Source organism: Amaricoccus macauensis (assembly GCF_014201905.1).
GTDB lineage: Bacteria > Pseudomonadota > Alphaproteobacteria > Rhodobacterales > Rhodobacteraceae > Amaricoccus > Amaricoccus macauensis.
In genome coordinates this window covers 337,708-352,599 of sequence record NZ_JACHFM010000003.1, presented here as the reverse complement: position 1 = coordinate 352,599, position 14,892 = coordinate 337,708, and the positions used below count along the sequence as shown (strand labels likewise).

Below are 14,892 nucleotides of genomic sequence, written 5' to 3'. Positions count from 1 at the left end.
GCGCCGCTACTCCTGCATTTCCGCGCGAATCTGCTGGCGCAGGAAGTCGATGGGCACGATCGCCCCGTCGCGCCTGAAGTGCCAGTACGTCCAGCCGTTGCAGGATGGCGCACCCTCGAGCGCGGCGCCGACCTGATGGATGGAGCCACGCACTTCGCTTGCGACCAAGGTACCGTCCGCGCGGATGCGCGCCGCATGCCGGCCATTCATCGAGACGAGCGTCTCGCCCGCGGCCAGAAGCCCGCGCTCCACCAGCACGCCGAAGGCGACGCGCGGCTCAGCCCGCTTCGACGTGGTGACAGCCACGGCTTCGGAGTCCGTCGGCCGGATCGCGGCGAGGCGTGCCTCCGCCACGGCACGATAGTCGGCCTCACGCTCGATCCCGATGAAGCGCCGACGCAGCCGCTTCGCCACGGCGCCGGTGGTTCCGGTGCCGAAGAACGGATCAAGCACCACGTCGCCCGGCCGGGTCGACGCCACCATCACCCGATGCAGCAGCGCCTCGGGCTTCTGGGTCGGGTGCGCCTTCTCCCCGGTCGCAGTCTTCAGCCGCTCGGAGCCGGTGCAAAGCGGGATCGTCCAGTCGGAACGCATCTGGACCCCGTCGTTCAACGCCTTCATCGCTTCGTAGTTGAAGGTGTATTTCGATCCCTCGGACTTCGCCGCCCAGATCAGCGTCTCGTGTGCGTTGGTGAGCCGCTTGCCGCGGAAGTTCGGCATCGGGTTCGACTTGCGCCAGATCACGTCATTCAGGAGCCAGTATCCGCCATCCTGCAACGCCGCGCCCAGCCGGAAGACGTTGTGGTAGGAGCCGATCACCCATATCGCTCCGTCCGGCTTCAAGAGCCGACGGGCCGCCGTGAGCCACGCGCGGGTGAAGGCATCATAGGCCTCGAACGAGGCGAAGCGATCCCAGGCGTCGTCCACCGCATCCACCCGGCTGTTGTCCGGCCGGTGCAACTCGCCCTTGAGCTGAAGATTGTAGGGCGGATCGGCGAAAATGAGGTCGATGCTCTCCGCGGGCAGCGACTGCATCACCTCGATGCAATCGCCCGCATGAATCACGTCGTAGTCGAGCGCAGCGACTGCCGCCCCGGTCTGTCCGCTCTGCTTTTTTGGCATGGTCGCCGCCGTGTCCGAATGGCCGAAATCTGGCGCCGACGATGGCCGAATCGCGATTCGCCGTCAAACGGATTAATCGAATCAACAACTTATCGAAGGAACCTCAAGCCGAAGCGGTTTCACACAACATCTTGTGGATCGGCTGAAACGACCGCCGATGATGTGGGGTGACACCGAATCGGGCGAGCCCCTCCTGATGGGCTCGCGTGCCATATCCCATGTTCGTCTCCCAGCCGTAGCCCGGGAACTGTTGCGCCAAAGTCACCATCATCCGGTCGCGAGCCACCTTGGCGACGATCGACGCGGCGGCAATCGACAGCACGAGCGCGTCACCTCCGACGACGGGCCGACAGGCGCACGGCAAGCCGGGAGGCGCCTTGTTGCCATCGACCAGCGCCAGCGCCGGGCGGCTCGCGAGCCCGAGGATTGCGCGGCGCATGGCGAGAAAGCTCGCTTGCAGGATGTTCATGGTCTCGATCTCGGCGACACTCGCGATGCCGACCGACACGCTCGCGCGGGCCGCGAGCACCGCCGCGAGTTCGACGCGCCGCGGCGCGCTCAGCCGCTTGCTGTCGTTCAGGCCATCGGGGATCGCCGCGGGATCGAGGATCACCGCCGCAGCAACCACCGGCCCGGCCCAGGGCCCCCGGCCGACCTCGTCGATGCCACAGACCGGAGCCGGCCCCTCGCACTCGAAGCGGAAGTGTGGCCCACCCGGCGCATCCTCAGCCATTTCTTCCCGTCTCCCGCCGCGTCCGAAACGCATCGCTCCCGCCATAGCAAGGGCCCCGCCGAAGGGAAACCGCAAGCTCGTCTCCGCTGCCTCGGGCGCGGAGCCGGACCACCGGCTCCTCCCCCATCCGATCTTGCCGCCGCCTCCCGTGACGCCTAAGAAGACCGCACTTGGGGCGTCGCCAAGCGGTAAGGCAGCGGTTTTTGGTACCGCCATTCGGAGGTTCGAATCCTCCCGCCCCAGCCAAGCTTTCCGCTGACACACCGATAAACAACAGATCGGAAGACCTTCGATCCGCCACCGTGGTGCCGCTTCCGACGGGCCGACCGGCCCTCGGCATGCAGCCACCGTGTACGGCTCGGGGCGTTCTCGAGGCCCCGCCGCTCGGCCCGGCCGCGCGATCCGTTGTCGGCAAGCCCGAATTAAGCCGGTGGTGCAGGCTCCTCGGCGAACCATTCAGACGCCGCCAGATCCGTTACGTCGAGGCCGAACGCCGCGATCTCGCCTCCCTCGGCCCGGATCGCCTCGACGGTTGCGCCGAGTCTCTTGACGTCGCGGTCCGCCGCGGCGACGCGCGCGCCGGCGCGGGCGAGGCCACGGGCGATCGCCGCGCCGTGCCCTGCGCGGCTCCGGTGACCACCGCCACCTCGTTTTTCAGCAGGTCGGGGATGTCATGTGTGTGTTCGTTCGACATTTTCAGTATCCGATTTGATACGGCGACGGGAACGCATCGGCAGCTCGATCTCCTCGAGGAAGCCATCGGCGAAGTTCTCGAACGGGACGTGCCCGGCGCCTCTCGGAAGCCTTCGGTTACCGCGAGGGCACCTGGTCCGCTCCGGCGTGGAAGTCGGCTCATGCATGGGTCAGCGTCTGCCGAGATGGCGGGTCTCCCGTCCGGATCGGCCGCGTCCTCCTGATCCCAGGAGACCCCAGGCATCGAGGCGCTCCAGATCCTGACTCCTGATCCCAGCTCGGCGAGCCAGGACGAATTCTGGCAAGCGCGGCGCGGACCCGCACGGCCTCGCCGCAGACGCCGGAGGTCCGGGCGAGTTTCCACAGACCGCCGACGGGCAATCGGTCAGTCACTGGCGACGCGGGAAGCGACCCGGCCTGTCTCCCTATCGGACTCGCACCTCGAGTTTCTGGCTGGGGCTTGCTTTCCCGGGGAGTCCGGAGTGGCCGCCGTCCCCGCCGGTTCCGCCACTGCACGGACCTTCCTCGACTCCGGAGCCTTGCGCGCCGTTGCCGCCAGCGGCACCGCGGCCGCCCGCTCCGTGGACGACGTGGACGGTCCCGTCCATTTTCGGGGCACTCTTTTCCAGCACGATGCCGAATGATCCGCCACCGACGGCACCGAGGTTGCTACCGTCGCCGCCGCAGCCTGTCCCACCGGTCTGTCCGAACTGATATGTATTGTTGCACCCAAGAGGCCAATGGGCGTACAGGTTCCCGCCGCCGCCGTTCCCCATCCACCAGTGCCGCCGGCGCCACCCGGCCTGGCGGTCCATACCAAAGCCCCGCCGGCCCGCTCGACCTCGGCGATGCTGGCGATCCCGCTGGTGCCGGCGACACCAGGCTTGCCGACCATGCCGCCTGTTCCGGCGCCGGCGTTGTCGCCGGGATTCTTGTGTCTATCCCCGCACAGTGAAAAGCCGGGCTTCCCGCCGCTGCCTCCGGGGATCGTATAAGTCTCCCCGGTTCCAGGTGTGACGCTGACGCTCGCGCCGCTGTATCCCTCGCCGCCATCGCAGGTGTACGTACCTAACGGCACGCAGCTGGGACACGGCCGCGCCGTTTGATAAAACTCCACCTTGCCACCGGCCGCGCCGACACCGCAGTAGTTGTTGGACCGCTGGTCGGGGCTTCCCTTCTCGAGCGCCGGGCGCGGACCGCTCCCGCGGTCTGGGCCAATCACAACGATGTTCTCGAGCGTCGTGTCGCCGTTTCCTGCGTTGCCGACGATGCTCAGTCGACCGCCGGTGTTGCTTAAGACCCTCGCGATCGTCGCGTAGCCGTCGGCCGCCCTGGCGTCGCTGTTCCAGACCTTGTCGCCCAACGGAGATGCCGTCGAGAAGTCGGCGGAATACCCTCCCCGCAGGATCGTATCCGGGGTCAGCGCGATCGGACCATCGAACAGGCCCGTCGTCGCGAGGATCTCGCCGCCCGCGCCTTTCTGGAGTGCGACGGCAGCTGCAATCGATCGTACTGGATGGGCGACTGAGCCGTCATTGCGATCGCTGTTCGCGCGTTCGAGGAGGCTGAATCGGCGGTCGAGGCAAAGATCGCGCTCGACAGGCTCGACAAGGTGCCCGACCCGCTGACCGAGGAGTGGCACGAGGCGGTGTCGCTTCTTTGTGGACTCTATCAGGCCAGTGTCGAGAGCATTGCCGAGGACGTGGCCCTCCTCCAGCGCAAGTTCAACTACGTCACGCTGGAGAGCCCGATCGATATTAGTAGCGGACTCAATGGCTTGTGGGAGACCAATACTTGCTTGCGAACACCCGCAGTCCCGACACACCCGGCAGGATCGCAGCAGAGCACTTTCGCCGGGAGAGCACGTGCGCATCGGGCAATGGCCGTCTTTCCGCGCGACGCGACTCTGGCTGCCGGGCGCATGACCTGAAAGGGTCTGGACGCCGCACGACCGCAAGGCGCGATAGTCTGGCAATCAACTCTCGCATTGCAAGCAGGTCTGATGTACCGTTTGGCGTAAGTGTGATCCCCTCCAACGGATCAACTCTCGCTCCACATCATTCTTCATTCTTCGTTCTTCTCACGGCATACAGACTATGCGCCTGCGGGTTTCTCTCAGGCCCACTTCAGGACCTCTCGAGTCTGCCGATGCCTGAACAGCGAAGGGGCACACAGGCGCGAACGGAGTCCCCGGTTGCGCCTCCCGCGGGAGTGACGCCGTGCTCTCGGCCGACATCGTTCCGGGCTACAGCTCCCGAACGCCGGCCACCCGGCAGGCGTCCGGTTCGGGCTGTGTCCCGGCGACTTGATCACGGCGACTTGATCACGGGGCGAAGAGCGAGCCCCGCGAGTTCGACGACAAGCAACGGAGGAGGAGGAAGTGGCAGGGAAGATTGTGCGGGCCGCGATCCATCCGGCGATCGGCATCGCCCGCGTCGGAAGCAGCGAAGACTGGCTGCTGGCGCCCCAGGTCCCCGAGCCCGCGCTGCGCGTCGTAGGCAATTCCCATGACCCGAGCGGACAGCTGAAGCGTGAGGCGGTGGAGTTTCGCATCTACGGATACGATTCCGCTGGTGCGGTCGTCGCGGAACTGACCGCTGACTCCGCCGAAATCGTCTGGACCGTCCACGTCGCCAACACCAAGGCCGCCTGGTACAAGTTCCGCCACGCAATGGATCTGCCTGCGCTCAGCGAAACCGTCGTCTCCCGGCGAAACCCGGAGGTAACGGACCCGAGGGCCCGTCGCGCCCTCGTCATCGACCCGGGTCCCCGGTCGATTTCGGGTAAGGGTCAGGGGGGTCGGCGGGAGCATGCCTTCGACACCGGCGCCTTCAAGGGCTCCAGGGTCTATCTCGGCGAGCTCACCACCTGCGAGGAGGGGCGACTGCGCTTCCTTCCGGGCCGCGGGGTCTCGGCTTCGCCGGACGGACTGCCGCCTTACGTTGCCAAGGAACAGGATGCCTTCGGCAATGCAGCCGGCTGGCACGACGACATGGCGGACGGGCCGGTTGACGCCGTCGTCCGCATCGACGGAAAGCCGGTGCCCGTGACGGGCGCCTGGGTGGTCAGCGCGCCTCCGAGCTACGCACCGGACCTCAAGTCGTGGCGCACGCTTTTCGATGTCCTCGTCGATCTCTACGTCGAAAACGGATGGTTGCCGCGGCCCGCCCAGGTCTCCTTCGCGCGGGACATCCAGCCCATCTTCGCGCGCCTGAGTGGACTGCAATGGGTCAATGCCGCCTTCGCCTCGGTCTTCGGTCATGGCGCGCCCTTCGATTTCGCCAATCCGGCCCTCCTCGACAGGCTTCGCCGAAACGACGAGCCGGACGTCCACAAACCGCTGCGCGGCGCGGTCTTCAGCATGTTTCGCACGGTCCGGGGCGCCCGGACCGGACATCGGCTGCTGGACGCGGAGCCAGGCACGTGGCCATGGCTCTATGGCGACTCATTCGACGCCTCGCCGAAGAACGCCGACCCGAACCAGTTCCTCCCGCTCGGCGGAGAGCGGCTGCGCATGATGGAGGCGTGGGTGAGGGGAGATTTCCTCGCTGACGTCGCCGTTCCTGCACCTTCCAGCATCGGGGAGTATCCCTTGGCGCTGCAGCCAGCCGCGCTTGACCGCGCGTCGCTCGACTTCTGCGTGGCGGACGCTTTCCACCCCGGAATTGAGCTGACGTGGCCGATGCGTCACCTGTCGATCTATTCGGAACGATTCCGCATCCGGCGCAGGCAGGACCCCGAGCCGGACTACGGGCCCATGCTCGATACGCGGATCGCACTCGGGGCCGGCGGGCCGCTGCATGGGCAGTCTCCCGGCTCGCTGTCCCGGTGGATGCTGGTGCCGTGGCAGATCGATACCGGCGGGTGCCTGTCGGGCTACCTGACCAACCTTCTCGAGGACGGTCCCAGCTTCTGGCCGGCGCGGGTGCCGAACACAGTCCTGTCGCATGCCAACTATCTGAAAGCCATCGAGCCTGGCAGTTCGGCCGCCGATCGTTCGGAAGCCTTTGCCGAGCGACGCAGCTGGTTCTACAGGCTCGGCACGAGCAACTGGGGCGAGCAGTTGATCGACGCCTTCGGAAGCATGGGAGTGATCGAGGCATACGAAGGCCTTGCAGGCGATCGTGACATTCCGCCAACGATCTATGCAGAGACGCTGCCGCCGGCTCCGCCCGGTGGACTGAAGGCGGAAACGCCAGCCGCTGAGGCGGCAGACCCGCGAGGCATCCCCGATCCGGCGGAGCGCGACGCCATGCGCCGGATGCGCTTCGGGCATTGAGCGCGCGCAGCGCCCATATCATCGGCGACGGGCCGGCGGGCCTTGTCGCCGCTCTGGCGCTCGCGCAGCGCGGATGGCGTGTCAGCCTCAAGGCGGCGTGCCGCCAGCGTCCTGCCCGGATAGACGTGCTTGGGGGGGCGGCACTCCCGGTGCTGGAACGGCTTGGTCTCGGCCGGAACGACGTCACTGGCGTGGCCAGGCCCTGCCCGGGCCGATGGGTGGACTGGGGCGGAGAACCGTACTGCGTCGATCACATGCGTAGCCTCTCGGGTGCCTGGTCTGTCGATCGACCAGCCTTCGACGAGCTTCTCGCCGGCCTCGCGATTCGGTCCGGCGTCCGCTTCGGAGAGACCGACGACACCGATCCGAAAGGCTGGACCATTGACGCCGCCGACCGAGGCTCCCGCACACCGCGCCTACTCCAGCAAATCGAGCTCCTCGACGATGTTGTCGATCAGCTCCAAGCGAGTTGCGGCCGGCTCGCCGACGTGCCCGGCATAGGACACCGCGAGCAACCTCAGTAGGCTGAGTGCGCTGGTGTCGCTCGGCAGTGGACCGAACCGTGCGCCATGACAGTGGATCGCCAGGGCGGCGTACTTTCTTGCCAGCGCCAGATTGAGGTGGTCGGTGATCGCGAGCACCGCCATCCTGGTCGTTCGCGCGTGAGACAGGACCGGGCGCACCGTCCGCGGCTGCGGACCGAGCAGCGGCACGAGAAGCAGGTCGCGCGGACCGGTCATCGCCAGGTCCTCGGCCAGCGACTGCTCGCCCTGTCCGAGCAGGAAGACGTCCGGCCGGAGCCGCGAGAAGAGCCGCCGTCCGTAACCGGCAAACCATGCGTGATCGCCGCCGGGCAGGAACCACATCCGCGGCGCCGCCTCGATCGCCCGGACCGCGGCGCGCAGGGTGTCGGGGAGCAGCTCCTCGAATGTCCTCGAGAGATTGTTGATCTCGAGCGCCATGTGCTCCTCGATGGTCCGGCCCAGGGCCACGTGCTGTCCCGCACCGGCCGCATAGCTGTAGGGCTGGGTGCGGTTGCGCTCTTCGCGGGCCTGAAGCTTCACCTCCTCGAAATCGCTGTAGCCGAGCGTGCGGAAGAAGCGGGCCGCGGTGGCCTTGGAGACGTCGGCGAGCCGCGCCAGCTCGGTCGCGGAATGGGTTTCAATGATCGCCGGATCACGCAGAATCACCTGCGCGAGTTTCTGTTCACTCGTGGTCAGTCGTCCGATCTGCTCTTGGACTCGCAGCGAAAGTCGCGTTGACATTACCCTTCCAATCAACAGCTTACGATAGTGTTTGACACATTGAAACGGGCGTTGCAAATCTATGAAACAGAGAAACCCCCTTGCGGAAACCTGAAACCGCGCGGTGAAACAGTAGAGGATGGCTCGTGTCGAAATCAAACATCATCCGGCAGCAGATCTGGTCCCGGCTGAAGGACGTCGCCAAGCCTGACACTCGCTTCGACAAGAACTTCGCCGAGGTGATTCCCGATTTCGAAGGGTCCGAGATCGCGGCCGACCGCATCCTCGGCATGCCGGAGATCGACAACGCCGACCTGCTCTTCATCACGCCGGACAACTGCCTCGTTGATCTGCGCCGGCGCCTGATCGAGCGCGGCAAGACCTTCTTCATGTCGACCTACGGGATCTATCGCGGCTTCCTGATGATGGAGCCGGGAATGGTGCCGAAGGGCCACGAGCTCTATGCTGCATGGCTCGATGGGATGGAGCACTTCGCTCGCCCTGTGACGCTGGAGGAGATCGCCCGACGCGGCAGGATCGACTTCCTGGTCACCGGCGCCTCGGCGGTCTCGGTCGACGGCGTGCGCTTCGGAAAGGGGCACGGCTTCTTCGACCTCGAATGGGGGATGTTCACCGATCTCGGCCTCGTCAACGAGCAGACCCCCGTCGCGGCAGTCGTCCACGACTGCCAGGTGGTGCACGAAAAGCTTCACCCCAGCAGCACCGACATTCTGGTCGACTACATCGCCACGCCGGGCGGCCTGCACACGGTTGAACGGCGCGCCAAGCGCCCGCGCGGCGTCATCTGGGAACTGCTCGAGAAGAAGCAGATCGACCAGACGCCGCCGCTGCGCGAGCTTCAGCGGATCCGCGGGCTGGCGTGATCCGAGAACGGCCAACAGGGAGGACCACAGGATGGATCGAAGACAATTCCTCGGCACCGGCCTTGCCGGCCTCGCCCTCACCGCCCTGCCAATCCGCGCGGCGGCGGCCTCGCCACTGGCGATGCAGGCGGCGTGGATCAACGATGCCGAGTTTTCCGGCTACTTCCTCGCAATCGACAAGGGCTACTACCCCGAAAACGGGCTCGAACTGACCTATCTGCCGGGTGGACCCGACGTGATCCCCGAGAGCACGATCATCGCCGGACGCGCTGACCTGGCGCTCACGACCCCGGACACGACAACCCGGGCGATCGCCGAGCAGGGAGCGAAGTTCAAGATCATCGGTGCGCAGTACCAGAAGAGCCCGCACGGCATCGTCTCACTGAAGAAGAACCCGATCGAAACGCCCGCCGACCTGATCGGCAAGACCGTCGCCGTTCCCCCCGTCAACACCATGACGATGGAAGCGTTGCTGAAGGTCAACGGCATCGCCCGCGATCAGGTGAACATCGTCCCCTACGCCTATGATCCGACGCCGCTGGTCCGGGGCGAGATAGACGCCTCGCTCGACTTCACCACCAACGTGCCCTTCACCATCGGGACGCTTGGCGAGGAAGCGCATTCCTTCCTGCTCTACGATCATGGCGTCACCATCTTCAACGACACCGTCGTCGTCACCGAGGACGTTCTCAAGGAGAAGCGCGGCGATCTCGTCGCATGGCTTCGCGCCAGCCGCCGCGGCTGGGAGGAGAACCTGGTCGACCCCGCCGCCTATCCGCCGCAGTGGGCGGACACCTGGTTCGCAGGCACCGGCCGCACCATCGAGAACGAGATCTACTTCAACACCGCCCAGAAGGGCCTCATCCTGTCCGACGCGGGCGTGTTCGCGATGACCGACGAGTCGATCGAGCACAACATCGAGGCCCTTTCGGCCATCGGCATCCGCGCAACCCGCGACATGTTCGACACGACGCTCCTTGAGGAACTGTGATGGGAGCCCTCCCATCACGGTTCCTGCAGCCCATCACGAACAGGAGCGCGCGTGCTGCAGCACGCGGCGAGGGGATCTCGCTGACCGGCGTGTCCAAGACCTATCGCGGACGCGGCACCGAGGTCGAGGCGCTTCGCGACCTGAACCTCGACTGCCCGGAAGGCTCGTTCACGGCGCTGATCGGGCCGTCCGGCTGCGGCAAGTCGACGGCGCTCCGCATCTCGCTCGGACTCGAGTCGCATGACGGCGGAACCGTGCGGGTTGCCGGCAAGACCCCGGCCGAGGCAACGCGGAGTGGCCTGACCGGCGTCGCGTTCCAGGATGCGGCGCTGCTGCCGTGGCGCTCGGTCCGGAAGAACATCGCGCTCCCCCTCGAGGTCCTCCGCCGCGATCCTCGCGCGCACGAGGAGCAGATCGCTGGCCTGATCCGCCTCGTCGGCCTCGACGGTTACGAGAATGCCCTGCCGGGCGAACTCTCGGGCGGCATGCGACAGCGCGTCGCCATCGCGCGCTCGCTGATCACCGCGCCGCAGGTCCTGTTCCTCGACGAGCCGTTCGGCGCCCTCGACCAGATCCGCCGCCGCAGCATGAACGTGGAGTTGCAGCGCATCTGGCTCGAGACCGGCTCGACTGCCCTTCTCGTGACGCACGGCATCGACGAGGCGGTGTTCCTCGCCGACCGCGTCGTCGTCATGCACGCCAATCCCGGCCGGGTCGTCGCCGTGATCGACGTGCCCTTCGAGCGGCCGCGCACGCCCGATCTCTTTTCCATGCCGGAGTTCCACCGGCTGGCGGACCATATCGCCGAGGTCCTCCATGGCACATGAGGCGTCCCGCGCCGGCATGATCCGCAATGTCGTCGTCATCGTCGCCCTCTGGGAGATCATCGGTCGTCTCGGCCTCGTCGCGGGCGGCGCCCTGCCCGCGCCGAGCGGGATCCTTCTCCAGCTCTGGGCCGACCGCGCCGACTATCCCCAGCATGTCCTGGCGACGGTCTCCGGCTCCGGCCTCGGCTTCCTGATCGGCAACGTCGTCGCGGTGCTGGCCGGTCTGATCTTCGTCCTCATGCCGGCGACGCTCCGACTGCTGCGCGGCGTCAACATCGCGATCTTCGCCCTGCCACCGATCGCGATCGCGCCGATCCTGAACCTGACGCTGTCCGGCATGGCGCCACGGGTCACGCTGGCCGCCCTCGGCGTCTATTTCGTCACCATGAGCGCGACGGTGATCGGCCTCTCGCAATACGACACACGCAGCGGCGACGTCGTTCGCGCCTACGGCGGCGGAAACTGGATGGTAATGCGCCTCGTCCGCCTGCGTGGCGCAGTGCCCGACGTCCTCAGCGGACTCCGCATTGCCGCCCCGAACGCCGTCCTCGGCGCGATCCTGGCGGAATTCGGCGGCGGAGGGCGCTGGGGTCTCGGTTCCTATCTGCTCGGCTCGCTCGGCCGCGGCGATCCTTTCCGGCTCTGGGGCATCGGGCTCGTCGCCACGGTGATCGCCGGCCTCAGCTATGCCGTCTTCGCCATCATCTCGGAGCGGGTCCTCGGCACGACCAGGTCCGTCACGCTGAACACCGCGATCCCGGCGCCCGCTTCTGCCCTTTCGCCGATTGGCCGGCTCGCGCTCGCCTGCGGCGCTGTCCTCCTGCCGTTCGTGGCGTGGTGGGCCTTCGTGACGTTCACCGGCGTGCCCGACATGATCGCCAAGACGCCCCTGGGGGTGATCGACTACCTCTTCGTGGGCGATCAATCGGCGATCGCGCGCCAGAAGCTGATTGCCGCCCTTGCCGAAACCCTGCCCGTCGCCTTCGTCGGCATGGTCTGCGGCCTCGGCTTCGCGTTCCTCCTCGCCGTGCTCGCCCAGATGTCGCCCGCTGTGATCCGCGCGGTGATGCCGATCGCGCTCTTCACCCAGACGATGCCGCTCGTCGCACTGACGCCGCTTCTCGTGCTGCTGGTCGGACGTGGCTACGCGGTGACGATGTGGATCACCATCTCGGTCACCTTCTTCCCCGCCTTCGTCCTCCTCGTGCAGGGCATCTCGCGCGTGCCCCAGTCGGTCCTCGACCTGCCGCGGGCCTACGGCGCGACGGCCTGGACCGAGATGCGCAAGGTCTCGATTCCCGCCGCTCTGCCCTACCTCTTCGCCGCGACCCGCCTGACGGTCCCCCGCGCGCTCCTCGGTGTCATGATCGCGGAGTGGCTCGCGACGGGAACCGGCCTCGGCAATCTTCTCAATCAGTCGCGCGGCTATCTCGACTACGGCATGATCTGGACGGTGGCCTCGGTCTCGGTTCTGCTGTCCGTCGCGATCTACTATGCGGTGCTCGAGGTGGAGCGTGCGACACTGAAGCGGCTCGGCATGCAGATGGTCGAATAGGGATGGGGTCCTCCGTGACAGAAAATCCCCGCGCCGATCTCGCCGCCGATGATCTGGAACGCCGCATCGCCCAGGCGCGGGGCGACGAGCCGGCCGATCTCGTGCTGCGCGGGGGCCATGTCTTCGATCTGGTGACCGGCGCGATGATCGAGGGCGACGTGGCGATCACGGGCGAGCGCATCGCCGGGATCGGCGCGGACTACGAGGGCAGCCGGGTGATCGACGTCGGCGGCCTCGTTCTGGTCCCGGGCTTCATCGACACGCATCTCCACGTGGAGAGCAGCCTCGTCACGCCGCACGAGTTCGACCGCTGCGTGACGCCGCGCGGCATCACCACGGCGATCTGCGATCCCCACGAGATTGCCAACGTCATCGGCGTCGACGGTATCCGCTGGTTTCAGGAGGCATCGGCGCAGCTCGTCATGGACCTGCGCGTCCAGATCTCGTCCTGCGTGCCCTCGACGGACATGGAGACCGCGGGCGCCCGCATCGAGGCGGCGGATCTGGCGCCGCTCATGGGCCATCCCTCGGGGATCGGGCTGGCCGAATTCATGAACTATCCCGGCGTCATCCACCGCGATCCCGGCGCGATGGCGAAGCTGCGGCTCTTTGCCGGCGGCCACGTGGACGGCCACTGCCCGCAGCTCTCGGGGCGCGACCTCAACGCCTACATCGCCGCAGGCATCCGCACCGAGCACGAGGCGACGACGGCGGCGGAGGCGCTCGAGAAGCTCCGCAAGGGCATGCGGGTGCTGATCCGCGAGGGGTCGGTCTCGAAGGATCTCGATGCGCTGCAGCCGGTCCTGACCGAGGCGACGAGCGCCTATCTCTGTCTCTGCACCGACGACCGCAATCCGCTCGACATCGCCGAGCACGGGCATCTCGACTACATGATCCGCCGGCTGATCGCGCTTGGCACGGCGCCGCTCGCGGCCTATCGCGCCGCCTCGCTCTCGGCGGCGAGCGCGTTCGGGCTCACCGATCGGGGGCTGATCGCGCCGGGGCTGCGCGCGGACATCGTGGCGATCGACAGCCTGCGGGGCTGCCACGCCCGGCTGGTGCTCTGCGGCGGCAAGGTCGCGGACGCGGACGCCTTCGCCGCGCGCGAGACGCTGGCGCCGATCGGGCGCAACTCGGTGCGCGCGCCGAAGGTGACGCCGCAGGACTTCCGCAACGGCGGCAACCGCACCGAGACCGACGTCATCGGCATCGTCGAGGGCAAGATCATCACCGCGCACCTGCGCGAGGAGATCGCCATCGTCGACGGCGACAAGCGCCCGGACCCGGCCCGCGACCTGATGCGCATCGCCGTGGTCGAGCGGCATGGGAAGAACGGCAACATCGCCACCGGCTTCGTGCGCGGTTTCGGGATGCAGGCGGGCGCCATCGCCTCGACGGTCTGCCACGACCACCACAACATCGTCGCGGTCGGTGCCGACTATGCCGACATGGCGCTGGCGGCGAACCGGCTCTCGGAGATCGAGGGGGGCTTTGTGGTGGCGCGCGACGGGGAGATCCTCGCGGAGCTCGCGTTGCCCGTGGCCGGGCTCATGAGCCTCGAGCCGTTCGAGGCGGTGCGCGACCGCCTCGCGGCCCTGCGACAGGCGGCGCTCTCGCTCGGCGTGGTGCTGGAGGAGCCGTTCCTCCAGCTCGCCTTCCTCGCGCTGCCGGTGATACCGGCGCTCAAGATCACCGATCGCGGGCTGGTGGACGTGGTGAAGTTCGAGATCATCCCGGGCTGAGCGCCCGGGAGGGTCTTCCAGTCTACCTTTTCTCGGCCGACGAGCTCGCGCTCGCAACGTCAAGACGAAAGGGCTGCGCGGCGGTGCCGCGCAGCCCGATGATATGGTCGTGTCCCGCTCCGGTCCTCGCTGGATCAGGCCGTCTGGTCGGCCTGCGGAAGCTCGATCACCTGGGCGCCGGCCGAGGCCGGCGTGTTGCCGAGCTCGCGATCGAGGATGCCGTTCAGACCCTCGCCGAGGGTCAGCCCAGCGCTCTCGCCGATCGCCTTCAGCACCGGGTGCTGGAGCGCCATCGCGCCGATCGCGCCGACCGCCTGGTCGACGAGCCCGCCCTGGGCGCCGGTGCCGGCGCCGAGGGGTCCGGCCCCCTGCCCCGCGCCGAGGCCGGTGACCTGGTTGATGCGGATCGACTCGATCTTCTCGGCCGGCTTGACCATCTCGGCGATGATCTTCGGCAGCGCCTCCAGGCGGGCGATTGCGAGCTTGAGCTCGATGATCTCCGGCGAGAGCGCGTTCTCTGCCGCGATCAGCGCGGTCTGGCCCTCGGCCTCCGCGAGCTTCTCCGTCCTGGTCGCTTCGGCGCGGATGGTGATCTGCGCCGCCTCGGCTTCCGCGATCGCGCGGATCGACGCCGACCGGTCGGCCGCGGCCTCGCGCTCGGCCTTGGCCTCGACGCGGACGCGGGTAGCCTCCTTCTCGGCCTCTTCCTCGGCGGCAAGGATCGCGATGCGCTTCTGGCGTTCGGCCTCGGCGACCTTCCGGTTCGTCGCGACGCTTTCCTCGGCGAGCACCGCTTCGGCGCGGGCGATGTCGGCTGCCGCC

11 protein-coding genes, 1 tRNA gene and 1 pseudogene are annotated in these 14,892 nt (G+C 67.4%); 7 read left to right on the top strand and 6 right to left on the bottom strand.

All coding sequences use genetic code 11. The annotated features are described in order from the left end of the window. Positions 1-6: 6 nt before the first annotated feature. Positions 7-1,122: a site-specific DNA-methyltransferase gene (locus HNP73_RS15520; RefSeq protein WP_184151599.1), complete on the bottom strand. Its 1,116-nt coding sequence runs from the start codon at positions 1,120-1,122 to the stop codon at positions 7-9. A 103-nt stretch (positions 1,123-1,225) separates the two neighbouring features. Then, the gene (locus HNP73_RS15515; RefSeq protein WP_184151596.1) at positions 1,226-1,855 is read right to left on the bottom strand and encodes a ribonuclease HII; all 630 of its coding nucleotides are present in this window, start codon (positions 1,853-1,855) and stop codon (positions 1,226-1,228) included. 171 nt (positions 1,856-2,026) lie between these two features. Between HNP73_RS15515 and HNP73_RS15510 the strand changes: the two genes are divergently transcribed. Then, positions 2,027-2,101 (top strand) — tRNA-Gln (locus HNP73_RS15510). 176 nt (positions 2,102-2,277) lie between these two features. Here the strand turns inward: HNP73_RS15510 and HNP73_RS24090 are convergent. Together HNP73_RS24090 and HNP73_RS15500 are read right to left on the bottom strand one after the other, a co-directional pair. Further along, a pseudogene (locus tag HNP73_RS24090) lies at positions 2,278-2,469 on the bottom strand (SDR family NAD(P)-dependent oxidoreductase); the annotation flags it as partial. 464 nt (positions 2,470-2,933) lie between these two features. Then, positions 2,934-4,190, bottom strand: a complete 1,257-nt coding sequence (locus HNP73_RS15500; RefSeq protein ID WP_184151593.1) for a hypothetical protein — start codon at positions 4,188-4,190, stop codon at positions 2,934-2,936. A gap of 738 nt (positions 4,191-4,928) precedes the next feature. Between HNP73_RS15500 and HNP73_RS23960 the strand changes: the two genes are divergently transcribed. Beyond that, on the top strand, positions 4,929-6,827 hold the full coding sequence (locus HNP73_RS23960; protein WP_221288703.1) for a LodA/GoxA family CTQ-dependent oxidase: 1,899 nt from the start codon (positions 4,929-4,931) through the stop codon (positions 6,825-6,827). A gap of 416 nt (positions 6,828-7,243) precedes the next feature. On the opposite strand, the gene HNP73_RS15490 is transcribed toward HNP73_RS23960, so the two are convergent. Next, positions 7,244-8,092, bottom strand: a complete 849-nt coding sequence (locus HNP73_RS15490) for a MurR/RpiR family transcriptional regulator (RefSeq protein ID WP_184151590.1) — start codon at positions 8,090-8,092, stop codon at positions 7,244-7,246. A 125-nt stretch (positions 8,093-8,217) separates the two neighbouring features. On the opposite strand from HNP73_RS15490, the gene HNP73_RS15485 reads away from it, so the two are divergent. From HNP73_RS15485 to ade, 5 genes are read left to right on the top strand one after another with little or no spacing between them, the layout of a single operon-like run. Next, positions 8,218-8,955: a 5-formyltetrahydrofolate cyclo-ligase gene (locus tag HNP73_RS15485; RefSeq protein ID WP_184151587.1), complete on the top strand. Its 738-nt coding sequence runs from the start codon at positions 8,218-8,220 to the stop codon at positions 8,953-8,955. Between the two features lie 31 nt (positions 8,956-8,986). Then, positions 8,987-9,946: an ABC transporter substrate-binding protein gene (locus tag HNP73_RS15480; RefSeq protein WP_184151584.1), complete on the top strand. Its 960-nt coding sequence runs from the start codon at positions 8,987-8,989 to the stop codon at positions 9,944-9,946. Continuing rightward, positions 9,946-10,773 (top strand): ABC transporter ATP-binding protein, encoded by an 828-nt coding sequence (locus HNP73_RS15475; protein WP_184151581.1) that lies wholly within the window; start codon positions 9,946-9,948, stop codon positions 10,771-10,773. The genes HNP73_RS15480 and HNP73_RS15475 overlap by 1 nt, the downstream gene beginning before the upstream one ends. Next, positions 10,763-12,328 (top strand): ABC transporter permease, encoded by a 1,566-nt coding sequence (locus HNP73_RS15470; RefSeq protein WP_184151578.1) that lies wholly within the window; start codon positions 10,763-10,765, stop codon positions 12,326-12,328. The genes HNP73_RS15475 and HNP73_RS15470 overlap by 11 nt, the downstream gene beginning before the upstream one ends. A 14-nt stretch (positions 12,329-12,342) precedes the next feature. After that, positions 12,343-14,070, top strand: a complete 1,728-nt coding sequence (gene ade / locus HNP73_RS15465; protein ID WP_343063341.1) for an adenine deaminase — start codon at positions 12,343-12,345, stop codon at positions 14,068-14,070. Positions 14,071-14,204: 134 nt separating this feature from the next. On the opposite strand, the gene HNP73_RS23955 is transcribed toward ade, so the two are convergent. Beyond that, positions 14,205-14,861, bottom strand: coding sequence for a flotillin domain-containing protein (locus HNP73_RS23955; protein WP_343063340.1), 657 nt, complete (start codon positions 14,859-14,861; stop codon positions 14,205-14,207). Positions 14,862-14,892 lie beyond the last annotated feature (31 nt).

Bases quoted from the DNA above. Each gene is read 5' to 3' on its own strand.
- HNP73_RS15475 (WP_184151581.1), top strand. From the start codon at position 9,946: ATGGGAGCCCTCCCATCACGGTTCCTGCAGCCCATCACGAACAGGAGC.
- HNP73_RS15515 (WP_184151596.1), bottom strand. From the start codon at position 1,855: ATGGCTGAGGATGCGCCGGGTGGGCCACACTTCCGCTTCGAGTGCGAG.
- HNP73_RS15520 (WP_184151599.1), bottom strand. From the start codon at position 1,122: ATGCCAAAAAAGCAGAGCGGACAGACCGGGGCGGCAGTCGCTGCGCTC.
- HNP73_RS15490 (WP_184151590.1), bottom strand. From the start codon at position 8,092: ATGTCAACGCGACTTTCGCTGCGAGTCCAAGAGCAGATCGGACGACTG.
- HNP73_RS15480 (WP_184151584.1), top strand. From the start codon at position 8,987: ATGGATCGAAGACAATTCCTCGGCACCGGCCTTGCCGGCCTCGCCCTC.
- HNP73_RS15470 (WP_184151578.1), top strand. From the start codon at position 10,763: ATGGCACATGAGGCGTCCCGCGCCGGCATGATCCGCAATGTCGTCGTC.